The sequence below is a fragment of the Pseudarthrobacter sp. 10T415 genome (genome assembly GCF_056394175.1).
Genome location: NZ_JBFTHJ010000011.1, coordinates 81231 through 104553 on the forward strand (window position 1 = coordinate 81231; position 23323 = coordinate 104553).

Here is a 23323-nt window from a genome sequence, read left to right on the forward strand (position 1 = left end):
CCATCAGCAGTTGAACCTCATACGTTGAACTCTACGTGGGGCACCGTAGGGTTTATAAATGGACCATTCGGACTTGGAGGTACCGGCGTGGGCAACCGTGGCATGAAGGATAACGGCGGGGTGCAGACCGGGCAGCGGCCCGTGGTTCCCCTGCACCGGCCTGTACTCAGCGTCCTGGAGGCGTCCGGACCAACGAGGGCGGTAGCTTTGGTGCTGCATGGCGGCAAGGCCCGCAGCAGGGAACCCGTGGAGGCGCGCCACCTGAGTCCCGCCAGGATGGTTCCCTTCGCCCGGCACCTGCACCGCGCGGGCCGCAAGCACGGGCTGGCCGTCTGGTCCCTCCGCAACAGCGTCCGCGGGTGGAACGGCAACGACATGTCCCCGCTGCAGGATGCGAAGTGGGCGCTGCAGCAGATCGAGGAAAGCCACCCCGGGGTTCCGGTCTTTCTGGTGGGTCACTCCATGGGCGGCCTGACCGCCGTCTGCGCCGCAGACCACCCGCAGGTTCAGGCAGTAGTGGCCCTGGCCCCATGGCTGAGCCCGGAAACGCCGGCCGAGCGGGTTGCCGGCCGCAGGGTCCTGATCGTGCACGGCACCACTGACCACATGACCAGCCCCCGGCAGTCGTTGGCGTTCGCGCGCCGCGCCTCCGCGGAGGCGGCCAGCATGCAGTACGTTTCGCTCAAGGGCGTTGGCCACTTCATGCTTCGCAAGGTCAGGATCTGGCACATCCTGGCCACCGGATTCGTCATCCAGGCTTTTGCCGAAAGCACCGGCGCCGCCGTACGCCCGGCCCGCGCCTTCGGCCAGCTGCTGCCCGAAGGGTCCGTGCACGTAACCCTGTGAGCCGCAGCGACGTCAACGGGACTGGAGACGGGGCCTCCCCTGCCATCAGTCCTATCCCCTCGGAAGGAGGCAGCCATGCCCTGGCGACCGGCGCCCAATGACCGCTTCTACCGGCTGATCGTCCGCACCGGGTTGTTCCTCCGGTGGGCTTTCCGGATCAGGGTCATCAGTACCGGAACCGGGCACCTGCCTCCAGCGGGGCCGCGGAACGGGGTGTCCCGTGCGGTGGTCCCCGGCACCGGAGCGGTCTTTGCCGTGACGCACTTCGGATACCTGGACTTCGCCGTCGCCGAACTGCTGCTCTGGAAACAGGCACGGGCGCAGCTGCGGTTCCTGATCCACCAGGGTGCGGCCGACCACTGGTTCGCGGGCCCGGCGGTCAGCGCCAGCGGCCATGTGGTGGTGGGCTACACCGACAGGGCCGGAGCCTACGACGAAGCCGTTGCTAAACTGCGTGCCGGCGAGTACCTGGCCGTTTTTCCGGAAGCGGGCGTGAGCCGCAGCTTCACGGTGCGCGGCTGCAGGACCGGTGCGGTCCGGATGGCGGCCGAGGCCGGGGTGCCGGTGATTCCCGTGTCCGTCTGGGGCGCGCACCGCCTGTTGACCCGCGGCCACGGGTTCTCCCCGCGCCGGGCCTGGCGCGCACCGGTGCGGATCCATGTGGGCCGCGCGTTGGCCTATTCGCCGGACGTGGATGCCGAGGCGGCAACGGCGTCCCTGCGGGACATACTCCAGGACGGGATCGACTGGTGCATCGCCGACTTTCCGCTGCAGCCAGAGCTCCGGGCATGGTGGATGCCTGCGCACCTGAACGGGGGCGCCCCTACCGACGCCGAACGGAAAATCCTGGACAGCGACGACGAAGCCCGCGGCCGCCGGCGTGGTCCCAGCAAAAAGTAGCCGGCCCAGGCCGGCCTGCACTCCCTTAAACGCGTAGCGCCAGCTGCTGTTCTGACGGATCAAAACGGCAGCTGGCGCTACCTGCGTCGGGCTGCGGGCCGGGATTCGCTAGTCAGCGACCACCAGGGTCTCTGCCGCGGCCAGCCGGGCCTTCCCGCTTTCCAGCAGGGGTTCGACGGCGGCGCGCAAGGCAGCCATCGAATCGTCGAGTTCCAGCATCACCGGGTGCTGGTACGCAATGAGGGCCAGCATGTCCCGGACGGCCTCGGCGGCATCGTCGGCTGCCAGGGCAGGGTCATGGCCCACGAACACGTCAGTGGGTGCTCCCGGAGCGGCAGCATCCTGGCCCCCGGGGCCCTCACCGGCGTCCGCCGCGTCCGGGGTTGCCGGGGCGGCGTAGCTGACGGCGAATGCCCGGATGCGGCCCTTCTTGCTGGGGGCCACGCCCTGGCCGAACGCCGATTCGGGCTGCGCCCGGAGGACGATGGCGCCGTGGGCCCCGGTGAGTTCGTCCAGGAAGAGTTTCTGCACCTGGCCGACGGACAGCACTCCGGGCGAATCCCAGTCATGGATGGCGGTGTAGTACCGCCCCACCACGTCGGTCAGTTCAACCGATCCGGTGGCCAGGTCCATCACCACGTCGGAGCCGGCGTTCTCGCCGCTGACCGGCCGGCCGCCATGGTCCGTGTCCGGGAAGACCGGCAGTTTCAGCGCGCCCGGCTGCACAACCACCAGGCGTGAGCGCTGGATGGGCGCGAGGCCGGCGGCCCCGGCAAAGGCGTCGCCGGGGGTGCCGGGCTCCACCTTGGCACGCAGCCTGGCAACGCCCGACGGCGCGTTCCCGGCTTCGCGGCGCAGCATGGCCAGGAGCGTGGCACCGATGCCGTTGCGCCGGTGGTCCCGGGACACCTCGATGTAGCTCCACAGGCGTTCCGGGTGCAGCGCCGCTTCATAGACGACGCCGGCGGCCACGGGGATGCCGACGCCGTCGATCACGTCTTCGGCGACGATGCAGCGCCGCCACGGCGCGCCGCCGGTTCCGTTGGAGGACGGCGCCAGGGCGCTGCGGAACTGCCGGGCCTGCGCGGTTTCCGGGCCGCCCCAGATCTCCAGGAGGGCGAGGTCGTCACCGTCCCGCCATTCGCGGTATTCGATGGCCATGGCTAGGCGCCGATCAGGCGTGCGGCCAGGTAGCCCTCCACCTTGTCCAGGGAGACGCGTTCCTGGCTCATGGTGTCGCGTTCGCGGATGGTCACGGCCTGGTCCTCGAGGGTGTCGAAGTCCACGGTGATGCAGAACGGGGTGCCAATCTCATCCTGGCGGCGGTAGCGGCGGCCGATGGCACCGGCGTCGTCAAAGTCGATGTTCCAGTTCTTGCGGAGCTGGGCACCGAGGTCCTTGGCCTTCGGGGACAGGGCCTCGTTGCGGCTCAGCGGCAGCACGGCGGCCTTGACCGGCGCCAGGCGCGGGTCCAGCTTGAGCACGGTGCGGACGTCGACGCCGCCCTTGGCGTTGGGTGCCTCGTCCTCGGTGTATGCGTCGATCAGGAACGCCATGAAGGAGCGGGTCAGGCCGGCGGCGGGTTCGATGACGTACGGGGTGTAGCGCTCGTTGGTGGCCTGGTTGAAGTAGCTCAGGTCCGTTCCGGAGGCCTTGGCGTGGGTGGAGAGGTCGAAGTCCGTGCGGTTGGCCACGCCTTCCAGCTCGCCCCATTCGGAGCCCTGGAACCCGAAGCGGTATTCGATGTCCGTGGTGCCCTTGGAGTAGTGGCTGAGCTTTTCCAGCGGGTGCTCGAAGAACCGCAGGTTTTCTTCACGGATGCCCAGGCCGGTGTACCAGGCCATGCGCTCCTTCATCCAGTACTGGTGCCACTCTTCGTCAGTTCCGGGCTCGACGAAGAACTCCATTTCCATCTGTTCGAACTCGCGGGTGCGGAAGATGAAGTTGCCCGGCGTGATCTCGTTGCGGAAGGACTTGCCGATCTGGCCGATGCCGAACGGCGGCTTCTTCCGCGAGGTGGTGAGGACGTTGTTGAAGTTGACGAAGATGCCCTGCGCCGTTTCCGGGCGCAGGTAGTGCAGCCCTTCCTCGCTGGCCACCGGGCCCAGGTAGGTCTTGAGCAGGCCGGAGAATTCCTGCGGTTCGGTCCATTCGCCGCGGGTGCCGCAGTTGGCGCAGGCGATGTCCTTCAGGCCGTTTTCCGCCGGGCGGCCCTTCTTTTCCTCGTACTCTTCTTCGAGGTGGTCCGCGCGGTACCGCTTGTGGCAGGACAGGCACTCCACCAGGGGGTCGGAGAAGACATCAACGTGGCCTGACGCTTCCCAGACCTGCTTGGGGAGGATGACCGAGGAGTCCAGGCCCACCACGTCTTCGCGGCCGCGGACCATGGACTGCCACCACTGACGCTTGATGTTTTCCTTCAGTTCGGCGCCGAGGGGCCCGTAGTCCCAGGCTGAACGCGAACCTCCGTAGATCTCACCGGCCTGGAACACGAAGCCCCTCCGCTTGGAGAGGGAAATGACCTGGTCGAGGACGGATTTTGCTGCCATGGGGGTAACTCCAATTTCTACAGGGCCGCTGGGTGCGGTCCGCGGTTTTCAGGCCACGCACTGCACCGGATGTGGGGCACGTCCGGTGCCTTGGCGGGGCGGATGAAGGGATGCGTGAAAGCTGCGTTTCCTAGCCTACCGGCCGACGTCCACGGAGCGCGCCCCGCGGCCACGGCAGTGTTGCCAGGATGATGGCCGCCAGGGTCAGGATGGTGCCCAGGACGGTGGGAAGGGCCACCACACTGCCCGGGGCAGGCACGAAGACATCCAGGGCGAGCGAACCCATCAGCTGCCCGGCGATCATGCCCAGGCCGGTGACCAGGACGCCGAGGGTCCGGACCAGGAGGGCGCCCAGGCCAATGAACACACATCCCATGGGGCCGCCCAGGTAGTACCACCACTCCGCCGGCAGCGGGTTTCCGGGGCCTGCCACCACCACCTTGATGGCCAGCACCGTCCACAGGACCAGGCAGCCGGCGATGAAGTTGACCAGCGTGGCGGCAATCGGGGTGCCGTAGTGCACGGTTGCGGTGCCGTTCATCGCCTGCTGGAAACTCATCAGGAAGCCCGCCACCACGGGCAGCAGGAGGGGCAGCAGCAGCGCGGCAGCCCCGCCGCCGGACTCCGCGCCGGAGCCGGATGTGGCGAAGCGCGGGGACACGGCCCAGGCGACAGCGGCGATGGTGAGGATGCAGCCGACGATGCGGATGCCGGTGACGGATTTCTTGCCGGCGGGGCCCAGGCCCAGCCGGTCCACCAGCAGGCCGCTGACCGTCTGGCCCGTCACGGTGGCCACCGTAAAGAGCGCTACGCCCAGGATGCCGACAGTGAAGGTCTGGGCAAACACGAACAGCGCGCCGATGCCGCCGGCCAGGACGTAGGCGGGCGGGAACGCCCGGCTGCGGACGGCGGGAATGATCCGGGCAAGGCCGGCCCGGCCACGCGGCAGCAGCAGCGAGATGAGGATCATGACCAGCAGTCCTGTGCTGAAGCTCACCACCGCGGCGCTGATGCCGTCGTCCAGCCGGGCACCCAGGGCGCCGTTGATCCGGCCCTGGACGGGAATGGCAAGGCCTGCGCCCACCGCCAGCGGCAGGCCTGCAAGTACGGGCAGGCGGGAGGGGGAGGTCATTGGATCCACCTTACGTCAGGCATTATTGCTCTATGAGCATCCCCGTTGACGACGTCCCCATCCGCGACACCATGATCCGGCTGGGCCAGCTGCTGAAGCTTGCCAACCTCGTGGAGGACGGCGTGGAAGCGGCGGAGCTGATCAAGAACGGGCTGGTGAAGGTCAACGGCGAGATCGACGACCGCCGCGGCCGCCAGCTGCACAACGGCGACACCGTCACCGTGAACGGCCAGACCGTGCGGGTGGTCGCGCCCGAGGCCTAAGGCCGCCGCCCGTCGTCGTCCGTCCTATTTCTTCAGGACCTCGTGGGTGAGGAATTCGCCCACGTGGCCAATCTCCTGCTGGTTGATGCCGTGCCACATCCCTGTGTAGAGCACCTTGGTGAGCTTGACGTGCTTGCGCACCCAGCCCATGGTGTAGTCGATCTTGTCCTCCGTGATCACCGGGTCCTGCTGGTCCCGGCCCCAGAACATGGGCACGGTGCCGTCCAGCTCGGCGTCCTTGAACGTGGGGTCGCTGCCGGCGTTCACCACGAACCCTGAAAGTCCGACGACGGCTGCGAAGTCCGCGGGACGCTGCCGCAGGAGGGTGGTGGCCATGGCCATGCCCATGGAGAAGCCGAGCAGGGACACCGAGGGGTGCCCTTCCCTGATGGTGTCGATCCAGTCCAGGACGTACGCGGAGGCCTTCTTGACCCGGTCCAGCGAATAGTCGATCGAGGCCGTCAGCGGGAACCAGGTGAAGCCCGGGCCCATCGCGATCGGTGCACGGACGGAGGCGACGGCGAAGCCGCCGGGCAGGAGGTCCGCGAGGCTCAGCAGGTCCTGCTCGTTGGCGCCGTATCCGTGCAGGAGCACCAGCAGGGGTTTACCGTCCCGCTCGCCTTCAGGGTGCGACCACAGGACGACGGGGGCAGGAAATACTTCGGCTTCAGTCATGGTTTCCATTCTTACAGTTACCCGAAAGTAACAACCTACGTTCGCGTAGGCAGCGAGGCGGAAGGCAGGATAGGACCCGTGACTGACGCAAGCCCCCTCCAAAGCCCCATCACGGACACCGGTTCCCACCCCTGGACCCGGTACGTGGCCATGGGCGACTCCTTTACCGAGGGCATCGGCGACCCCGAGCCCTCAAGCCCCGGCGGCTACCGCGGCTGGGCCGACCGCGTGGCAGAAGAACTGGGCCGGACGCTGCCCGACTTCGCCTACGCCAACCTGGCCGTCCGCGGCCGGCTGCTCCAGCAGATCGTCGACCAGCAGCTCGCTCCGGCACTGGAGCTCAAGCCCGACCTGGTGACGCTCTCCGCAGGCGGCAACGACCTGATCCGCCCCGGCGGAGACCCCGACGCCCTGGCCGAAAAGCTGGATTCCGTGGTGCAGATCCTGTCCATGGGCGGCGCCACCGTGGTGCTGTTCAACGGTCCCGATACCGGCTCGTCGGTGCTGGGAAGGATCCGCAGCAAGGTTGCCATCTATAACGAGAACCTGCGGACCGTGGCAGCGCGGCACGACGCCGTGATTGCAGACATGTGGTCCCTGCGGCAGCTCAGCGACCCCCGGATGTGGGACCAGGACCGCCTGCACTTTTCTCCGCTGGGGCACCACACCATCGCAGCCATGGTGCTCGAGTCCCTGAACGTGAAGCACACGCTCGAACCCCGCCACCCCAAGCCGCTGCCGCCGAGCACCTGGCGGGAGGCCCGCACGGGCGACCTCGTCTGGGCCCGCGAATACTTTGTGCCGTGGGTGCTGCGGCGCCTGCGCCACCAGTCCTCGGGCGACGGCATCACAGCCAAGCGTCCGACGCCGGGTCCCGCCTTTGGACCGGGCGTTCCCCTGGGTTCGGGGGAAGGTCCGCTGGGGACGGCCGACGCAGTGCGGCGCTGAGCTGGTCTGGTCTGGTCTGGTCTGGTCTGGTCTGGTCTGGGGCAGCTTGCCGGTGACCGCCGGAACGGCATGCGGTCCGTGACCGTTAAGCTGGAAAGACCCACTCGAGAGGCGCAGCACCGTGAGTAACCTGTTTTTCTGGATCATCATCCTGTCGTTCGTGATCCCGATGGCCATGCGCATGTACCGGAAATCGGTGGCCAAGCGGAACCACGACCAGAGCTTTCCCGGCCGGTACCCCGAGCAGTTCCCCGGTGCCGGCCAATATCCCGGCAGCCAGAACCCGGGCGGCCAGTTCCCCGGTTCCGCCGGGCCGCAGAGCAGGCAGCCGCGCGATGGCTACACCCAGCAGGACTACTACTCGGGCGGGTTCCGGCAGATCGGCCAGCAGGCACCGAACGTCCCCCAGCCCGGGCCCTACCAGTACGGCCAGCCGCCGGTCCCCGGCCAGGGCGGGCAGCCCTTCGGTCAGCCGCCGTACGGGGAGCAGCAGTTCAACCAGCCTCCCTACAACCAGCCCCAGCCCGGCCAGCAGCAGCCCGGCCAGCAGCAGCCCGGCCAGCAGCAGCCCGGGTACCCCGCGCCGGAACAGCGGGCAGCACCCGCCAGTCCCCCGCCGCCGTCGGCCCCGCAGGGATTCCGGGCCCGGAAACTCGCGGAACTGGACCAGAAGTACAGCAACGGCGAAATGTCCATGGAGGACTACATGGCCCGCCGCAGCGAAATCATGAACGGCTAGCCTGCGCCGCAGAAAGCCTCTAAGGGCCTCCGGGCGCCATCACGTCCCCGGGATCATCAATCAGAGGCTTGTTCGCGCCACCTGCCCGTGAGGGTTCGGATCCGCGGACAAGCCTCTGTTTTATGTGCGGGCCGCGCTGCTAGGCCAGGAACTCCGCCCGGAGCTGGGCGCCCAGCTGGCCGATTTCGGTAAGGAAGCCATCGTGGCCGATGGGCGCCTGGATGAGGTGGACCTCGACGTCGCCAGGCAGGGCCCGGGCCAGCTCGTGTGACTGGGACGGGAAGTAGAGCCGGTCCGATTCCACGGCCGCCACGAAGAACCGGGCGGTGGTCCGGGCGAGGGTATCGGCCAGGCTTCCCCGGCCGCGGCAAACGTCGTGGCTCATGAGCGCCTCGGTGAGGGCGATGTAGCTGTTCGCGTCGAAGCGCCGGACGAGCTTGCTGCCCTGGTGGTCCAGATAGCTCTCCACCTGGTACCGGCCCCTGCCGGCAAGGACCCCGCCCTGCAGCGGCGACTCCGAAGCCTGGGCTTCACGGCCGAAGCGGTACTCCAGCTCGGCGGCCGACCGGTAGGTGATGTGGGCAATGCGGCGGGCGAGCGCCAGGCCGTCCTCGGGGCAGGGACCGTCGTAGTAGTCGCCGTGGTTGAAGTTCGGGTCCTGGCGGATGGCCAGGGTCTGCGCCTGGGCGAACGCTATCTGTTCGGCCGTGCTGGCGGCTCCCACCGAGATGACGGCACAGCGCTGCACCCGTTCGGGGAACGTGACGGCCCATTCCAGGGCCCGGGCGCCGCCCATGGAGCCGCCCAGCACCGCGTACCAGCTCCTGATGCCCAGCTGGTCCGCCAGGCGGGCTTCAGCTTCCGTGCTGTCCCGGAGCGTCACCAGGGGGAACCTGGAACCCCAGGGCTTGCCGTCGGGGCCGGGCGAGGACGGCCCGGTGGAGCCGTAGCAGCCGCCCACAATGTTGATGGAGACCACGAAGAAGCGGTCAGTGTCCACGGGGGCGCCGGGCCCGGCCAGGTGTTCCCACCAGCCTTCCTCGTCGGTGTCCCCGCGGGTCACATGCGTGCTGCCGGTCAGGGCGTGCTCCACCAGGATGGCGTTGCTGCCATCGGCGTTCAGGGTCCCCCACGTTTCGTACGCCAGGGTGACGTCCGGCAGGAATCCACCGCCCTCGAGCTGCAGGCCACCGATGGAGGCATAGCGGACAATTCCGTGTTCGGGTGCGGTTGTACGGGCGACGGTAACCGTCATGGCAAGACCTCTTCTACGCGCTTGCCCGCCGTCGTTTACCGGCAGGCCAGGTCTTCACCCGGGGCACCCCGCCGCGGAAGGAGGGTTGCCGGCCAGCAAGCCGGGGCTGTCACTGGCACTCATGACCTGGTTCGAGTGTACGAAACACCCCCCGCTGATGGCCAAGCATGTGACTGGTTGTGACTTGGCGGTCCGCGCTGCCTTTCCCGGACGGCTGACCGGCGGAAAGGGAGGCCGGCCGCCTGGCCGGCCTCCCGCCGTCGTACGTCTTTGGCTTAGCCGGCCGCGCCCTTGGCGGCCCGGAAGCCCGCCTCAAGGTCTGCCAGGATGTCATCGATGTGCTCGATGCCCACCGACAGCCGCACCAGGCCGGGGGTCACGCCCGCTACCGCCTGCTGTTCCGGCGTCAGCTGGCTGTGGGTGGTGGAGGCAGGGTGGATCACCAGGGACCGGACGTCGCCGATGTTGGCGACGTGCGAGTGCAGTTCCAGGGCGTCGACGAACCGCTGCCCCGCTTCGGCTCCCCCGGCAAGGTTGAAGGCGACGACGGCGCCCGTCCCCTTGGGCCCGTACTTGCGGCCGCGCTCGTACCAGGGGCTGGACGGCAGGCCTGCGTAGGCGACGGATTCGACGTCGTCCCGGCGTTCCAGCCAGCGGGCCACCTCGGTGGCGTTGGCCACGTGGCGTTCCACGCGCAGGCTCAGCGTCTCCAGGCCCTGGGCGATCAGGAAGGCGTTGAACGGCGAGACGGCCGAGCCGAGGTCCCGCAGGAGCTGGACGCGCGCCTTGAGGATGTAGGACAGGTTTGCGCCGAGGAGGCCGTTTTCCCCGAGGTCCCTGCCGTAGACCAGGCCGTTGTAGGTGGGGTCCGGGGTGTTGAAGCCCGGGAACCGTTCCGGGTCCTTGCTGAAATCGAACTTGCCTGAGTCGACGATGACGCCGGCGATCGCCGCTCCGTGCCCGCCGAGGTACTTGGTGGCCGAGTGGACCACGATGTCGGCGCCCCATTCCAGGGGACGGATCAGGTACGGCGTGGAGAGGGTGTTGTCCACGATGAGGGGCACGCCGGCCTGGTGCGCCACCCCGGAGATGCCTTCGATGTCCAGGACGTCCTGGCGCGGGTTGGAGACCACCTCGCCGAAGAACAGCTTGGTGTTGGGCTGCACGGCGTCCCGCCACTGGTCCAGGTTGTCCGGGTCAGCCACGAACGTCACGGTGATGCCGAACTTCTTCAGCGTGTGGGCGAACAGGTTGTAGGTTCCGCCGTACAGGCTGGGGCTGGCCACGATGTGGTCGCCCGCCTCTGCGATGTTCAGGATGGCGAAGGTCTCCGCGGCCTGGCCGGAGCTGAGCAGCAGGGCGCCGAGTCCCCCTTCGAGGCTGGCGATGCGCTGCTCCACGGCCTCCTGGGTGGGGTTGCCGATGCGGGTGTAGATGGGGGCCAGTTCCGCCAGGGCGAACCGGTTGGCCGCGCTTTCGGCGCTGGGGAACACAAACGAGGTGGTCTGGTAGATGGGCAGGGCCCGGGCGCCGGTGGCGCCATCGGGCTCCTGGCCGGCGTGGATCTGGCGGGTTTCGAAGGACCAACCGTTGGACATTCAAGGCTCCTTTGACATGGGCCCGGCATGCTGTGAGCACCGCGGGCCGCGCTTGCCGCCCGGCCGTTGCCGGACAACCAGGTCCTCACCCGGGGCACCCCACCGCGGATGGAGGGTTGCCGGCCAGCGAGCCGGGGCTTGGCGCTGGCACTCATGACCTGCGCCCAGTGTAGGAACACCTTGGCGGCGGCGGACAGGATTGTGACGAACATGGTCTCCGCGGCTGCCGGCAGGGCGGAAAACTGATCCCCAAGAAAATGGAAATTTCGAGTAAGGCAACCCTAAGCTGAGAGCCCGATCACAAAGTGCCAAGATGTTGGCATGCGCATGGATCACGTCTCTTACGCCTGTGAACACGATGGCCTCGCGGCCACTACCGAACGAATTGCATCTGCCCTCGGCGTTGAGGCAGTGAAAGGCGGGGTACATCCCCGGTTCGGAACCCGGAATATGATCATCCCGCTCGCGGGCCACAAGTACCTCGAAGTGGTGGAGGTCCTTGACCACCCCGCCTCGGACAAGGCTCCCTTTGGACAGGCCGTACGGGCCCGTTCCGCGGCGGGCGGCGGCTGGATGGGCTGGTGCGTCGAAGTGGACGACCTCGCCCCGTTCGAGGAGCGCCTGGGCCGCGCGGCCGTCAACGGCAACCGCAAGTTCCCGGACGGCCGGGAACTGGTGTGGAAGCAGATCGGCATCCTGGGACTCATCGCCGACCCCCAGGTCCCGTACATGCTCAAGTGGCAAGGCGACCCGTCGCTGCACCCGTCCAACGCCTATGACAGCAGCCTCAAGATGAGCTGCCTGACCATCGCCGGCTCCGCTTCGCGGGTCACCGAATGGCTGGGCGAGCCGGTGGAGAAGCCGCTGGAGGACGTGGCTGTCGAATGGGTGGCCCCGCACGGCACCCCCGGCATCCTGTCCGTCACGTTCGAAACCGCCAATGGAGCCGTCACCCTCTGACCCTCCACCTGTGGTCCGGTTGCACACCGGACCACAGACGCGGACGCCTGTCCGCACCAGCTTCGGCCGCTATCAGCTTGTGACAACGGCGTCACCTGCTGATAGCGGCCGAATCCGTTTCCCGGCGAATCCACTCCCCCGGCGAGACCTGCCTACCCCAGGCCGACGGCCTTGCCGAACAGGCTGAAGCCCACGAACGCCACGATGTCCAGCAGCGCGTGCGCGATGACCAGCGGCATGACGCGTTTGGTCCGGGTGTAGATCCAGGCGAAGACAATGCCCATTACCACGTTCCCGATGAAGGGACCGAAGCCCTGGTACAGGTGGTAGCTGCCGCGCAGCACCGAACTGACGGCAATCGACAGCGGCACGCTCCACCCGAACTTGCCGAAGCGGTCCATCAGGTAGCCCACCACGATCACTTCCTCCACGATCCCGTGCCGGATAGCGGAGAGGATCAGCACCGGCACGGTCCACCAGTAGGCGTCCAGGGCGCTGGGGATGATGGCGGTGGTGATTCCAAGGGCACGTCCGGCAGCGTAGAGTCCCAGCGACGGGATGCCGATGAGTGCGGCCAGGCCCACCCCCTGGAGCAGGTCCTTGCCCGGACGGGCGAAGGTGAAGCCCAGTTTCGTGAAGGCTGATCCGGACCCCGCTCCAAGGTCCCCGGAGGCCGCCTGCCTGGAGCCCGCCAGGAAGTACAGCACCAGCAGGACCGGGACGAGGGCGAAGAAGATATCCAGGAGCTGATAGGTCAGGTCAAAGTATTCGCGGGTGCTCTGGGACCGGTTGAGCGTCGAGGTTCCCTCGGCCAGCGGTGCCCGGGTCATCTTGTCCAGGAGCTGCACTACCGAGTACACGGCGGACTGGCCGAGGGACAGGCCCAGGACAATCCAGACTTCGAACGCCAGGCGGCGGCGGGAGGGAACCAGCATGTACCCATCTTGCCCGCAGTTTCTGGACCGCGGCTGATGGCCCCGCCGTGTCAGGGCACGGGGGCGACGATGACCTCGGTGCCCTTGGCCTCGAAGGCGGCCTTGTCCCGCGGCGAGATGCCGGCGTCCGTGATCAGGCGGGTGAAGTCATAGCCGTCCATGGTGGCGAAAGCACGCACCCCCACCTTGGAGGAATCGGCAATGACATAGGACACCCGGGCGCGGCTGGCCAGGAGCGCGTTCACCGAGGCTTCCCCCTCCCCCGTGTTGGTGGGGCCCACCTCGGGGTCGATGCCGTTCACGCCGATGAAGGCGATGTCCAGGACCACCTTCTGCATGATGATGTCCGTGTACGGGCCCACCAGCTCGTAGGACCGAGGGTTGAGGATGCCGCCTGTCACCATCACCTTGATATTGGGCCGTACCGCCAGTTGCCCGGCGATGTTGATGGCGTTGGTGACAACGGTCAGCGTTGACTGGTTGGACGGAGCGTTCAGGTCTTCGCGGGTGGCCAGGATCTGGGCCAGTGCCGTGCTGGTGGTGCCGCCGCACAGGCCGATGACGGCGCCGGGTCGGATCAGGGCAGACGCGGCCCGGGCAATCTGCTCCTTCGCCTCGGCATGGTCGTCCCGGTTGTAGCGGCCGGGCAGGTCGTAGGCGAGGGCGCCGGTGGTGGCGCCGCCGCGGGTGCGGGTCAGCAGCCGCCGCTTGGCAAGGCTGTCCAGGTCGCGGCGTGCAGTGGCGGGCGAAACCCCGAGGGTGTTGACGATCTCATCCACTTCCACCTGGCCGGTCCTGGCAAGCAAGTCGAGGATGGCGGTCAGGCGGTCAGTGCGGGTCATGCGGGGCCTCTCGGTACAACGGCCACCGCTCCGGATGACGTTTCATGATCATAACAGACCCTAAATAATCATCTAACGTCAAAATGCGGTGGATGCTTCCGCTGTTTAACGTTGCCGGACACCGGCCCGCCACACAGCGTACGTCAACGGCATGCCCGGGCGGTAAGCGAGATGGGTCGCGGAGGGGGCGTTCAGCAGGTGCAGGTCGGCACGGTGTCCGACGGCGATGGAACCGACGGCGCGTTGGCCGTCGGCATCGGTGCCGCGATCCTTGTGCAGCGCCAGCGCGCCGCCATAGGTGGCGGCGCGCACAGCCTCGTGCACGCTGAGCCGCATCTGCAGCACGGCCGTGGCCACGCAGTAGGCCATGGAACTGGTGTAGGAGGTGCCCGGATTGCAGTTGGAGGCGAGGGCCACCTGGATGCCGGCATCCATCAGGGCACGGGCCGGGGCCAGCGGTTGACGGGTGGACAGGTCGCACGCCGGCAGGCAGGTGGCCACAGTCCCGCGCGTCCCAGACCCGGTGGCCGGGTCCCAGCCGGTCCAGGTTCCGGCCAGGGCGTCGATGTCGGCGCCCGCGAGGTAGTTGACGTGGTCCACGCTGGCGGCACCCATTTCAACGGCCAGCCGAACGCCCGGGCCCTCGCCCAGCTGGTTGCCGTGCACCCGCAGCCCCAGCCCGGCATCCCTGCAGGCCTGCAGGACGCGGCGGGACTGGTCCTCGGTGAAGGCGCCTTTCTCGCAGAACACGTCCGCCCACTGCACATACGGCCGGACCGCCGAGAGCATCGGCCCGCACACCAGGTCTGTATACGCGTCAGCGTCCTGGCCGGCGGGAACCAGGTGGGCACCCAGGTACGTGGCCTGGTCCGCGGCGGTGGAGGCAATCCGGGCGCTGCGCGCCTCCTGCTCCACGTCAAGGCCGTAGCCGGTCTTGGTCTCCAGGTAGGTGGTGCCCTGCGAGACGGCCTCGGCCACCCTGCCCAGGGCAAGCCGCGTGAGATCGAAATCGGAGGTGGCCCGGGTGGCGCCGACGGTCACCGCGATCCCGCCGGCCGAATACGATTCCCCGGCCATCCGTGCCTCGAACTCCGCCGTCCGGTCCCCCGCGAACAACAGGTGCGTGTGGGAGTCCACCCAGCCGGGCAGCAGGGCGCGCCGCCCCGCATCGACGGCGTCGTCAGCAGCGGGTGCACTGGCCGCCGGCCCAATCCAGGAGATGCGTTCGCCCTCGACCACCACCGCGGCATCCTTCAGGACCCGGTGCTCCAGGTCCTGGGTCATCAGCTCGGCGATGTTGGTGATCAGGATGCTCATGCCTATATTCTTCAGCGCCGGATGGACCAGCGTGTGGCTGCGAGCGCCTGCGCTGTCCGGGATTCCGGACCCGGGCCTGCCGGGTTGCCCGTTGTGCTGCCCAGGATCTGCTTCGCGGCCAGTTCAGCAATGGCGGCCGACGTCTGGAAGCCGTAACCGCCCTGCCCTGCCAGCCAGTAGAAGCCGGGCGCCTCGGCGTCGAATCCTGCTACGGGAACACCGTCGGCCGCCTCGGTACGCAGCCCCGTCCAGGCCTTGCGGATGCCGGAGATACCCAGCGTGGTCACCGCATTCAGCCGGCCCACCAGCCGCTCCACGTCCCCTGGCCGGGGCCGGGCATCCTCAGGCCCGCTGGGCACGTGTTCCGACGGGGAGATCAGCACGCCGTCGCCTTCGCGCCGGAAGTAGAAGGAATTGTCCGCTGCCGCCACCATGGGGCTGCCCTCCGGGAGGGGGCGTTCGACGGCGGCAATCGCGGCGGTGCGCCGGTACGGCTGGAGACCCAGCTTCTCCACGCCGCTGATAACGGCGAGTTCGTCGGCCCAGGCTCCCGCCGCGTTCACCAGGACCCCGGCTTCGAACCCCTCGGCGCCGGCACCCACCTGCCAGCCCGAACCGAGGTGCTGGGCGGAATGCACCCTGGCTCCGGTGATGATGTCCGCGCCGGCCTCCACGGCCCGCCGGCGGTGGTCCTCCAGCAGCAGGGGCGCGTTGCTGCCGAAGGATCCGTTATCCAGCCCGGCGGCGGCAGAGGATCCGGGGACCAGCGCCGGGCACAGCTGCAGCGCTTCGGCGTGGGTGATGGGCCGCATGGAGCCGCTGGCCTCCGCGTTCACCTCTTCCTCAGTGCCGATGAGCATGAAGCTGCGCGGGGTCAGGACGGGCTCGGGGAGTTCGGCATCGCGGGCGGCCATCAGCTCCAGGGTCCGGGCGGTCAGCTCCTGAACCACCGGCGGACCGTAGCTGGGGATGAGCTGGCGGGCGGAGCGGGAGGACGTGTGGTACGCCAGTTCCTGCTCCGCCTCCACCAGGGCCACGGTACAGTTCCCTGCCAGCGCCGAAGCGAGGGATAGGCCCGCAATGCCGCCGCCGACAATCAGGACATCGTAATGAGCTGCCATGCCATCATCCTTGCAGAGATATCCCCGTCCGGTACCCGGAAGATTCAGAGGCCCTTAGGCGGCTGTTTCCGCGCGGCTGGCGACGAACGCACCGACGCACGTTTCGACGTCGTCCGCTGAATGTGCGGCCGAGAGCTGAACCCTGATCCGCGCGGCGCCGCGCGGCACCACGGGGAAGCTGAAGGCGGTGACGAAGACGCCGTGCTGCAGCATCCGGTCGGCCACCTTGGCGGCCAGGACGGCATCGCCGAACATGACCGGGACAATGGCGTGCTCGCCCGGCAGGAGGTCGAAGCCTTCCTCGGTCATCCGGCGGCGGAAGAGCGCTGCGTTCTCGAAGAGCCTGCTCCGGAGGTCCGCCGAGTTCTCCACCAGGTCCAGCGCCTTGATGGTGGCGGCCACGATGGCCGGCGCCAGGGAGTTGGAGAAGAGGTAGGGGCGGGCCTTCTGCCGAAGCATCGCCACGATTTCGGAGCGGCCGGATACGTAGCCGCCGGAGGCCCCGCCCAGTGCCTTGCCGAACGTACCGGTGTAGATGTCCACCCGGTGGGAAACGCCGGCGTGCTCAGGCGTACCGGCCCCGGTCGATCCCATGAAGCCCACGGCATGGGAATCGTCCACCATCACCAGGGCGTCGTACTTTTCGGCGAGGTCGCAGATGGCTTCGAGCGGGGCGAGGAAGCCGTCCATGGAGAACACACCATCGGTGACGATGATGCGGCGGCGGGCGTCGGAGGCCTCCTGCAGCCGCGCCTCGAGTTCGGCCATGTTCTGGTTGGCGTACCGGTAACGGCGGGCCTTGCAGAGGCGGATGCCGTCGATGATGGACGCGTGGTTAAGGGCGTCGGAGATGATGGCGTCCTCGGGGCCGAAGAGCGATTCGAACACCCCGCCGTTGGCGTCGAAGCAGCTGGAGAACAGGATGGTGTCCTCGGTGCCCAGGAACCGCGAGACGCGGGATTCGAGCTCCAGGTGCAGGTCCTGGGTGCCGCAGATGAAGCGCACGCTGGCCATGCCGAAGCCGCGTTCATCCATGGCGTGCTTGGCGGCGCCGATGATGTCCGGGTGGTCCGCCAGGCCGAGGTAATTGTTGGCACAGAAGTTCAGGACGTCCGCGCCGGGCGCACCGATCCTGCCGGCGGTGATGTGGCTGGACTGGGGCGAGCTGATGCTCCGCTCGTTCTTGAAGAGCCCTGCAGTGCGGATGTCTTCCAGTTCGTCGCGGAGCTGGTCCTTGATGGAGGTGTACATGGGGTTCCTTAGAGTCGGGTCCAGTCGAGGACAACTTTGCCGCCGCTGCCGCTGCGGGCGATCTCGAAGCCCTTCTCCCAGTCTGTGGCAGGGAGGGTGTCCGTGACCACGGCGGAGATACCGGCGTGCAGGGCGGGGTTGGAGGACAGCATGGCGCTCATGGCGTACCAGGTTTCGTACATCTCGCGGCCGTAGATGCCCTTGAGCGTGAGCATGTGGGTGACCACCTTGCCCCAGTCGATGGTGATGTCCTGGCTGGGCAGGCCCAGCATGGCGATCCGGCCGCCGTGGTTCATGTTGTCGATCATTTCGGGCAGGGCCGAGGGGTGGCCGGACATTTCCATGCCGATGTCGAATCCCTCGCGCATTCCCAGTTCGCGCTGGGCATCCCGGACGCGGGTGGCGGAGACGTCGATGGTGAGGTCAGCCCCCAGCTTGGCGGCCAGTTCCAGGCGGGGCCTGGAGACGTCGGTGATGGCAATCTTGCGGGCTCCGGCGTGGCGGGCGACGGCGATGGCCATCAGCCCGATGGGCCCGGCACCGGTGATGAGGACGTCCTCGCCCACCAGCGGGAAGCTCAGCGCCGTATGCACGGCGTTGCCGAAGGGGTCGAAGATGGCGCCAAGTTCGGGGGTGACCGAAGGATCGTGGTGGACCCAGACGTTGGTTTCGGGAATGACGACATACTCAGCGAACGCACCGTCACGCTGCACGCCGACGCTTACCGTGTGGATGCACATCTGCCGGCGGCCGGCCCGGCAGTTCCGGCAGATGCCGCAGACGATGTGCCCCTCGCCGGAGACCCTGTCCCCCACCCTGACATCGCGGACGTCGGCGCCCACCTCCACCACTTCACCGTAGAACTCGTGCCCGGCAATGAGCGGGGCTTCGATCATGCCCTGCGCCCAGGCGTCCCAGGACTGGATGTGGAGATCGGTCCCGCAGATCCCCGTGGTCATCACCCGGATCTTCACATCGGCCGGGCCTGCTTCGGGTTCCGGGCGGTCAACCAGTTCGAAGCCGGCCTGCGGACCCGCCTTGTACAGAGCCTTCATCGGCTTCCTCGCTTCTTCGTCACGTGCTCGGCAGGAACCTGCCTTCCCCCATTAGAGACCCGGCAACGCTTTAGCACAATGGGAATTTTCTCAATCGACGATGTAGTAACCGCTAATGCGTAGACTGGTCTGATGGAGATCCACCAGCTTGAAATCCTGCGCGAACTCGGAGCCCTCGGCAGCGTCAAGGCGGTGGCCGACACCCTCATGGTCACCCCTTCGGCTGTCTCCCAGCAATTGGCACTCCTGCAGCGTTCCGTGGAGGTTCCGCTCACGCGCAAGGAGGGGCGGAACCTGGTGCTGACGGACGCTGGCCAGGTGCTCGCGGACGCCGGGGCCGCCGTCGTCAGTGCCATGGCGGACGCCCGGGCAGCCATCGGCAGCTACCACGGCTCGAGCGGCGGACGCGTCACCGTCAGCGGCTTCCACAGCGCCGGCCAGGCCGTGTTCGCCACCCTGGCCCGGATCCTGGAGGGCCCGGGCCAGCCCCAGCTCGAACTGTCCGACGAGGACGTGGCGCAGCAGGACTTTCCCGCGCTCACCGCCCGGTATGACCTGGTGCTGGCCCACCGGATGGACCACAGCCCGGGATGGCCCACGGAGCGGGTGACGGTGGTGCCGTTGCTGCACGAACCCCTGGACGTGGCCCTGCCCGCGGCGCATCCGCTCGCTGACAAGGCGGCGGTCACAGCGGACGACGTCGGAGGCGAGGCCTGGGTGACCAGCCACGCCGGGTACTCCCCCGCCGATGTCTTGTCCGCCGTCGCGGCCGTGTCCAGCCGGGAACCGACCATTGTGCACCGCATCAACGACTACTCCACCGTCGCCGCATTGGTGGCTGCCGGCGGCGTGATCGGGCTGCTCCCCCGGTACACCGCCGGCCCCGTCCTGCACCCGGACATCGTGCTGCGGCCGCTGAAGGGAATCAGCACCCGGCGGCGGATCGATCTGCTGGCGCGCCCGGAAAACCTGAAGCGGCGATCGGTGATGACGGTCTGCGAGGCGCTGCAGGACATCATGGCGGGGCTGGTGAAGCAGGGCTGACAGGTGCAGGGGCGCGGATCAGGCGCCGGAGCCCGAGGGGTTTCCCTGGCCCTGCCCATGCCCCTTGCCGTGTCCGTTCCCGTTTCCGCCGTGCCCGTTTCCATGGCCGCGTCCCAGGCCCGGACCAGGGCGGTCTCCGCCGCCCTCGGCGATGCGCTGGGCGGTTGCGGTGCCGCCGTCCCTGATACCTGAGACCCGGACCACGTCGCCGGTGGCGATGTCCGCGATGGTGCCGTTCCTGGTGACCTTCGTGTCCGCGGTGACCGTGTAGGCCTGGGTGAAGCCGTCCTCACTCTTAATGGTGATCGACGTGCTGCTGACGGCCTCCACCGTTCCGCGCTGTTCGAGGACGGTCTGGAAGGTTCCGTCCGCCTTTTTCACGACGCTCTCGCCGTGCTGGAACTGTGATCGCCCTGCTTTGTCGGGCCTTGCCTGCTTGCCGTCGTCGCCGGGCGCGGAAGGAGAAGCGGGCATGGAAGGCGCCGCGGACTGGGTGGGGGCGGGCGTGGGGGAATCCGCTGACCATGCCAGGGCTGCGCCGGCTCCGGTCAGCGAAAGGGCAACGGCCCCCGCCAGGAGTGCCTTCCGTGTTTTCAAGGTCTTCGGTCCCATGTCCGCCACTTCCTTCACCCGGCCTGCCGCCCGGCAGGCCCCGACGGATCCAGTGTAGGACCGTGCGGCGACAGTGGATACGGGTATTTTCCAACCGCCCCCGAGTGGGTCCTTAAAGCCCAACTGGGTCGCAGTAGATGTCGTTTTGAGGGCTCAAAACGACAATAACTGCGACCCAGTTGGGGGGGGTGACGCTACTAAGCGGTGACGCCCAGTCTCTCCAGGATGAGCTCGCGGACGCGGCCCGCGTCGGCCTGGCCACGGGTGGCCTTCATGACGCCGCCAACGATCGCGCCGATGGCCTGGACCTTGCCGCCGCGGATCTTGTCCGCGACGTCGGGCTGCGCGGCGAGGGCTGCGTCGATGGCTTCCAGCAGGGGTCCGTCGTCGGACACGACGGCGAGGCCGCGCTTCTCCACGATCTCCGCCGGGGTGCCTTCCCCGGCGAGGACGCCGTCCAGTACCTGGGCTGCCATCTTGTTGTTGATCTTGCCGGCTTCCACCATCTGCGCGAGTTCCACGATGGTGGCGGGCTGGACGCCCAGCTGGCCGGGGTCGACGTCGGCTGCCTTGGCACGGCCCACGATCTCGCCCATCCACCACTTGCGGGCCACGGAGGCGCTGGCACCGGCTGCGATGGTTTCCTCGATCTCGTCCAGGACCCCGGCGTTCACCACGTCGCGGAATTCGAGGTCAGAGTAGCCCCAGTCGGCCTGCAGGCGCTTGCGGCGCTCCGCCGGCGGCTCGGGGAGGGTGGCACGGAGCTCTTCGACCCATTCACGGGACGCCACCACGGGGACCAGGTCCGGTTCCGGAAAGTAGCGGTAGTCGTCGGCGTCTGACTTGGGCCGGCCTGACGTGGTGGTGCGGGTGTCCTCGTGCCAGTGCCGGGTTTCCTGGACCACCGGGTTGCCGGCGTCCAGAACGGCGGCGTGGCGCTGGATCTCGTAGCGGACGGCGTGTTCGACGGCGCGCAGCGAGTTCACGTTTTTGGTCTCGGACCGGATGCCGAACCGTTCGCGGCCGTGCGGGCGGAGCGAGACGTTGGCGTCGCAGCGGACGTTGCCGCGTTCCATCCGGGCATCGGAGACCCCGAGGTTCTTGACGATCTCACGGACCGCTGCCACATAGGCCTTGGCCAGTTCCGGTGCGCGGGACCCTGCCCCTTCGATGGGCTTGGTGACGATTTCCACCAACGGCACGCCGGAGCGGTTGTAGTCCACCAGGGAGAAGTCGGCGCCCTGGATCCGGCCGGCCGCGCCGCCCATGTGGGTCAGCTTTCCGGCGTCCTCTTCCATGTGCGCGCGCTCAATCTCCACACGGAATACAGTGCCGTCGGCCAGCTCGATGTCCAGGTAGCCGTCGTACGCAATGGGGTCCTCGTACTGGGATGTTTGGAAGTTCTTGGGGGTGTCCGGGTAGAAGTACTGCTTCCGGGCGAACGTACAGGACTCGGCGATCTTGCAGTTCAGCGCCAGGCCGATCTTGATGGAGGACTCGATGGCCGTCCGGTTGACCACCGGCAGCACGCCCGGAAGACCGAGGTCCACCTCGTTGACATTGGTGTTCGGCTCGTCGCCGAACACGTTGGGGGCAGAGGAGAACATCTTGGTTTTGGTGTTGAGCTCCACGTGGACCTCAAACCCCAGGACGGGATCGTACTTCTCCATGGCTTCTTCGAAGCTCAGGATGGTGTCGGTGCTCATTATTTAGCCTCCTGGGTTTCGAGGGTGCCGGACGTGGCGAGTTCGGGGGCCTGCGCGAGCAGCGGTCCGCCCCACTTGGCTTCCAGCAGCGATTCCAGCACGGCACCTACGCGGTAGAGCCTTGCGTCCTCGCGGGCGGGGGCCAGCAGCTGGATACCGACGGGGAGCCCGTCCTCGTCCGCGAGGCCGCCCGGGAGGGACAGCCCGGGGACACCGGCCAGGTTGGCGGGGATGGTGGCGACGTCGTTGAGGTACATGGCCAGCGGATCGTCCAGCTTTTCCCCGAGCTTGAACGCCGTGGTGGGCGCCGTGGGGGAAATCAGGACATCCGCCTGCTCAAACGCGGCGTCGAAGTCGCGCTGGACCAGCGTACGGACCTTCTGCGCCGAGCCGTAGTAAGCGTCGTAGTAGCCGGCGCTCAGGGCGTAGGTGCCCAGGATGATGCGGCGTTTGACCTCGTCGCCGAAGCCGGCGGCGCGGGTAGCGGCCATCACCCGTTCAATGGTGAGCGGCGGATCGGTGGGCAGGACCCGCAAACCGAAACGGACGCCGTCGAACTTGGCCAGGTTCGAGGAGGCCTCGGACGGCATGATCAGGTAGTAGGCACCGAGCGCGTACTGGAAGTTGGGGCAGGAGACCTCGACGATTTCCGCGCCGGCTTCCTTGAGCAGCTCCAGGGATTCGTTGAAGCGGGATTCGACGCCGGCCTGGTAGCCCTCGCCGTGCAGCTCCTTGATGATGCCGATCCGCAGGCCTTCGACGTTGCCGGTCTTTGCGGCGGCGACGAGGTCGGCCAGCGGCTCGGGCAGCGAGGTGGAGTCGCGGGGATCGTGGCCGCCGATGACCTGGTGCAGGAGTGCGGAGTCCAGCACGGTCCGGGTGACGGGCCCGATCTGGTCCAGTGAGGAGGCCATGGCGATGGCGCCGTAGCGGGAGACGCTGCCGTAGGTGGGCTTGACGCCCACGGTGCCGGTGACGGCGCCGGGCTGGCGGATGGACCCGCCGGTGTCGGTGCCTAGGGCCAGCGGAGCTTCGAACGCGGCGACGGCGGCAGCGGAACCGCCGCCGGAGCCGCCGGGGATCCGGTCCAGGTCCCAGGGGTTACGGGTGGGTCCAAAGGCCGAGTGCTCGGTGGAGGACCCCATGGCGAACTCGTCCAGGTTGGTCTTGCCCAGGATGGGCATCTTCGCGGCCCGCAGCCGCTTCACGACGGTGGCGTCGTACGGGCTGTGCCAGCCTTCGAGGATTTTCGAGCCGGCCGTGGTGGGCTGCCCGATGGTGACGATCAGGTCCTTGACGGCGATGGGAACGCCGGCCAGGTAGTGCAGTGCTTCGGCTTCCGCTCCGCCGGCGGCACGGATGGCGTCCACCTCGGCGGCGACGGCGAGCGCCTCCTCGGCGTTGACGTGCAGGAAGGCGTTGACGCCGCGTTCCCCGCCGTCCACTGTGGCGATCCGGTCCAGGTACGCCTGGGTGACTTCGACGGCGGTGACCTCGCCGGCGCGGAGCTTCTCGGCAAGATCGGCTGCGGACAGGCGGATCAGGCCCTCGGCAGCGGTGTTCTGTTCAGTCATG

The 23323-nt window shown here is 68.0% G+C and carries 22 protein-coding genes and 2 riboswitches; of the genes, 7 read left to right on the forward strand and 15 right to left on the reverse strand.

Annotated elements, in window-relative coordinates; translation table 11 throughout:
- The first annotated feature begins 102 nt into the window (after positions 1-102).
- Complete coding sequence (locus AC1DBN_RS14715) at positions 103-846, forward strand: alpha/beta hydrolase (protein WP_091723905.1); 744 nt, start codon at positions 103-105, stop codon at positions 844-846.
- Between the two features lie 75 nt (positions 847-921).
- Positions 922-1746 carry a lysophospholipid acyltransferase family protein gene (locus AC1DBN_RS14720; RefSeq protein ID WP_477723518.1) on the forward strand — a complete coding sequence of 275 codons (825 nt, stop codon included), beginning with the start codon at positions 922-924 and terminating at the stop codon, positions 1744-1746.
- A gap of 108 nt (positions 1747-1854) precedes the next feature.
- Here AC1DBN_RS14720 and AC1DBN_RS14725 read toward each other — a convergent pair whose 3' ends face one another.
- The 3 genes from AC1DBN_RS14725 to AC1DBN_RS14735 all read right to left on the reverse strand — a co-directional run bounded on the left by AC1DBN_RS14725 (position 1855) and on the right by AC1DBN_RS14735 (position 5427).
- Positions 1855-2907 carry a GNAT family N-acetyltransferase gene (locus tag AC1DBN_RS14725; RefSeq protein WP_477723519.1) on the reverse strand — a complete coding sequence of 351 codons (1053 nt, stop codon included), beginning with the start codon at positions 2905-2907 and terminating at the stop codon, positions 1855-1857.
- Positions 2908-2909: 2 nt separating this feature from the next.
- On the reverse strand, positions 2910-4295 hold the full coding sequence (locus AC1DBN_RS14730) for a glycine--tRNA ligase (RefSeq protein ID WP_091719181.1): 1386 nt from the start codon (positions 4293-4295) through the stop codon (positions 2910-2912).
- Between the two features lie 130 nt (positions 4296-4425).
- Positions 4426-5427, reverse strand: coding sequence for a DMT family transporter (locus AC1DBN_RS14735; RefSeq protein ID WP_477723520.1), 1002 nt, complete (start codon positions 5425-5427; stop codon positions 4426-4428).
- Positions 5428-5459: 32 nt separating this feature from the next.
- On the opposite strand from AC1DBN_RS14735, the gene AC1DBN_RS14740 reads away from it, so the two are divergent.
- Positions 5460-5690 carry an RNA-binding S4 domain-containing protein gene (locus AC1DBN_RS14740; protein WP_091719177.1) on the forward strand — a complete coding sequence of 77 codons (231 nt, stop codon included), beginning with the start codon at positions 5460-5462 and terminating at the stop codon, positions 5688-5690.
- A 24-nt stretch (positions 5691-5714) separates the two neighbouring features.
- On the opposite strand, the gene AC1DBN_RS14745 is transcribed toward AC1DBN_RS14740, so the two are convergent.
- Entirely contained in the window at positions 5715-6365 is a 651-nt protein-coding gene (locus tag AC1DBN_RS14745; RefSeq protein ID WP_477723521.1) for an alpha/beta hydrolase, read from the reverse strand.
- 78 nt (positions 6366-6443) lie between these two features.
- Between AC1DBN_RS14745 and AC1DBN_RS14750 the strand changes: the two genes are divergently transcribed.
- Together AC1DBN_RS14750 and AC1DBN_RS14755 are read left to right on the forward strand one after the other, a co-directional pair.
- Positions 6444-7313, forward strand: coding sequence for an SGNH/GDSL hydrolase family protein (locus AC1DBN_RS14750; RefSeq protein WP_091719173.1), 870 nt, complete (start codon positions 6444-6446; stop codon positions 7311-7313).
- A 121-nt stretch (positions 7314-7434) separates the two neighbouring features.
- Positions 7435-8052, forward strand: a complete 618-nt coding sequence (locus AC1DBN_RS14755; RefSeq protein WP_477723522.1) for a hypothetical protein — start codon at positions 7435-7437, stop codon at positions 8050-8052.
- A 139-nt stretch (positions 8053-8191) separates the two neighbouring features.
- Here AC1DBN_RS14755 and metX read toward each other — a convergent pair whose 3' ends face one another.
- Together metX and AC1DBN_RS14765 are read right to left on the reverse strand one after the other, a co-directional pair.
- Positions 8192-9307: a homoserine O-acetyltransferase MetX gene (gene metX, locus AC1DBN_RS14760; RefSeq protein WP_477723523.1), complete on the reverse strand. Its 1116-nt coding sequence runs from the start codon at positions 9305-9307 to the stop codon at positions 8192-8194.
- Positions 9308-9319: 12 nt separating this feature from the next.
- A riboswitch (SAM riboswitch) is annotated at positions 9320-9434 on the reverse strand.
- 148 nt (positions 9435-9582) lie between these two features.
- Entirely contained in the window at positions 9583-10905 is a 1323-nt protein-coding gene (locus AC1DBN_RS14765) for a bifunctional o-acetylhomoserine/o-acetylserine sulfhydrylase (RefSeq protein WP_091719167.1), read from the reverse strand.
- 43 nt (positions 10906-10948) lie between these two features.
- A riboswitch (SAM riboswitch) is annotated at positions 10949-11064 on the reverse strand.
- Positions 11065-11226: 162 nt separating this feature from the next.
- On the opposite strand from AC1DBN_RS14765, the gene AC1DBN_RS14770 reads away from it, so the two are divergent.
- Entirely contained in the window at positions 11227-11865 is a 639-nt protein-coding gene (locus AC1DBN_RS14770) for a VOC family protein (protein ID WP_091719165.1), read from the forward strand.
- Positions 11866-12017: 152 nt separating this feature from the next.
- Here the strand turns inward: AC1DBN_RS14770 and AC1DBN_RS14775 are convergent, their stop codons facing one another.
- The 6 genes from AC1DBN_RS14775 to tdh form a co-directional block, all read right to left on the reverse strand.
- Positions 12018-12800 (reverse strand): CPBP family intramembrane glutamic endopeptidase, encoded by a 783-nt coding sequence (locus AC1DBN_RS14775; RefSeq protein WP_091719164.1) that lies wholly within the window; start codon positions 12798-12800, stop codon positions 12018-12020.
- Between the two features lie 50 nt (positions 12801-12850).
- Positions 12851-13642 carry a DeoR/GlpR family DNA-binding transcription regulator gene (locus AC1DBN_RS14780; RefSeq protein WP_091719162.1) on the reverse strand — a complete coding sequence of 264 codons (792 nt, stop codon included), beginning with the start codon at positions 13640-13642 and terminating at the stop codon, positions 12851-12853.
- A 105-nt stretch (positions 13643-13747) separates the two neighbouring features.
- Complete coding sequence (locus AC1DBN_RS14785; protein ID WP_091719161.1) at positions 13748-14959, reverse strand: amidohydrolase family protein; 1212 nt, start codon at positions 14957-14959, stop codon at positions 13748-13750.
- An 11-nt stretch (positions 14960-14970) separates the two neighbouring features.
- Complete coding sequence (locus AC1DBN_RS14790; RefSeq protein ID WP_477723524.1) at positions 14971-16080, reverse strand: NAD(P)/FAD-dependent oxidoreductase; 1110 nt, start codon at positions 16078-16080, stop codon at positions 14971-14973.
- A gap of 54 nt (positions 16081-16134) precedes the next feature.
- Entirely contained in the window at positions 16135-17331 is a 1197-nt protein-coding gene (locus AC1DBN_RS14795) for a glycine C-acetyltransferase (RefSeq protein WP_314215162.1), read from the reverse strand.
- 8 nt (positions 17332-17339) lie between these two features.
- Entirely contained in the window at positions 17340-18386 is a 1047-nt protein-coding gene (gene tdh / locus AC1DBN_RS14800) for an L-threonine 3-dehydrogenase (RefSeq protein ID WP_314215160.1), read from the reverse strand.
- A gap of 132 nt (positions 18387-18518) precedes the next feature.
- On the opposite strand from tdh, the gene AC1DBN_RS14805 reads away from it, so the two are divergent.
- Entirely contained in the window at positions 18519-19430 is a 912-nt protein-coding gene (locus AC1DBN_RS14805; RefSeq protein ID WP_314215159.1) for a LysR family transcriptional regulator, read from the forward strand.
- Between the two features lie 18 nt (positions 19431-19448).
- Here the strand turns inward: AC1DBN_RS14805 and AC1DBN_RS14810 are convergent, their stop codons facing one another.
- From AC1DBN_RS14810 to gatA, 3 genes are all read right to left on the reverse strand, one after another.
- Entirely contained in the window at positions 19449-20042 is a 594-nt protein-coding gene (locus AC1DBN_RS14810) for a DUF5666 domain-containing protein (RefSeq protein ID WP_314215158.1), read from the reverse strand.
- 197 nt (positions 20043-20239) lie between these two features.
- The gene (gatB, locus tag AC1DBN_RS14815; protein ID WP_314215157.1) at positions 20240-21748 is read right to left on the reverse strand and encodes an Asp-tRNA(Asn)/Glu-tRNA(Gln) amidotransferase subunit GatB; all 1509 of its coding nucleotides are present in this window, start codon (positions 21746-21748) and stop codon (positions 20240-20242) included.
- Positions 21748-23322, reverse strand: a complete 1575-nt coding sequence (gatA, locus tag AC1DBN_RS14820) for an Asp-tRNA(Asn)/Glu-tRNA(Gln) amidotransferase subunit GatA (RefSeq protein WP_477723525.1) — start codon at positions 23320-23322, stop codon at positions 21748-21750. The genes gatB and gatA overlap by 1 nt, the downstream gene beginning before the upstream one ends.
- Between the last annotated feature and the right edge of the window lies 1 nt (position 23323).

Coding starts and splice junctions, on each gene's coding strand:
- tdh (WP_314215160.1), bottom strand. CDS start 18,386: ATGAAGGCTCTGTACAAGGCGGGTCCGCAGGCCGGCTTCGAACTGGTT.
- AC1DBN_RS14780 (WP_091719162.1), bottom strand. CDS start 13,642: ATGACCCGCACTGACCGCCTGACCGCCATCCTCGACTTGCTTGCCAGG.
- AC1DBN_RS14795 (WP_314215162.1), bottom strand. CDS start 17,331: ATGTACACCTCCATCAAGGACCAGCTCCGCGACGAACTGGAAGACATC.
- AC1DBN_RS14770 (WP_091719165.1), top strand. CDS start 11,227: ATGCGCATGGATCACGTCTCTTACGCCTGTGAACACGATGGCCTCGCG.
- AC1DBN_RS14790 (WP_477723524.1), bottom strand. CDS start 16,080: ATGGCAGCTCATTACGATGTCCTGATTGTCGGCGGCGGCATTGCGGGC.
- metX (WP_477723523.1), bottom strand. CDS start 9,307: ATGACGGTTACCGTCGCCCGTACAACCGCACCCGAACACGGAATTGTC.
- AC1DBN_RS14745 (WP_477723521.1), bottom strand. CDS start 6,365: ATGACTGAAGCCGAAGTATTTCCTGCCCCCGTCGTCCTGTGGTCGCAC.
- AC1DBN_RS14805 (WP_314215159.1), top strand. CDS start 18,519: ATGGAGATCCACCAGCTTGAAATCCTGCGCGAACTCGGAGCCCTCGGC.
- gatA (WP_477723525.1), bottom strand. CDS start 23,322: ATGACTGAACAGAACACCGCTGCCGAGGGCCTGATCCGCCTGTCCGCA.
- AC1DBN_RS14720 (WP_477723518.1), top strand. CDS start 922: ATGCCCTGGCGACCGGCGCCCAATGACCGCTTCTACCGGCTGATCGTC.
- AC1DBN_RS14765 (WP_091719167.1), bottom strand. CDS start 10,905: ATGTCCAACGGTTGGTCCTTCGAAACCCGCCAGATCCACGCCGGCCAG.
- AC1DBN_RS14775 (WP_091719164.1), bottom strand. CDS start 12,800: ATGCTGGTTCCCTCCCGCCGCCGCCTGGCGTTCGAAGTCTGGATTGTC.
- AC1DBN_RS14735 (WP_477723520.1), bottom strand. CDS start 5,427: ATGACCTCCCCCTCCCGCCTGCCCGTACTTGCAGGCCTGCCGCTGGCG.
- AC1DBN_RS14715 (WP_091723905.1), top strand. CDS start 103: ATGAAGGATAACGGCGGGGTGCAGACCGGGCAGCGGCCCGTGGTTCCC.
- AC1DBN_RS14730 (WP_091719181.1), bottom strand. CDS start 4,295: ATGGCAGCAAAATCCGTCCTCGACCAGGTCATTTCCCTCTCCAAGCGG.
- AC1DBN_RS14725 (WP_477723519.1), bottom strand. CDS start 2,907: ATGGCCATCGAATACCGCGAATGGCGGGACGGTGACGACCTCGCCCTC.
- gatB (WP_314215157.1), bottom strand. CDS start 21,748: ATGAGCACCGACACCATCCTGAGCTTCGAAGAAGCCATGGAGAAGTAC.
- AC1DBN_RS14785 (WP_091719161.1), bottom strand. CDS start 14,959: ATGAGCATCCTGATCACCAACATCGCCGAGCTGATGACCCAGGACCTG.
- AC1DBN_RS14810 (WP_314215158.1), bottom strand. CDS start 20,042: ATGGGACCGAAGACCTTGAAAACACGGAAGGCACTCCTGGCGGGGGCC.
- AC1DBN_RS14740 (WP_091719177.1), top strand. CDS start 5,460: ATGAGCATCCCCGTTGACGACGTCCCCATCCGCGACACCATGATCCGG.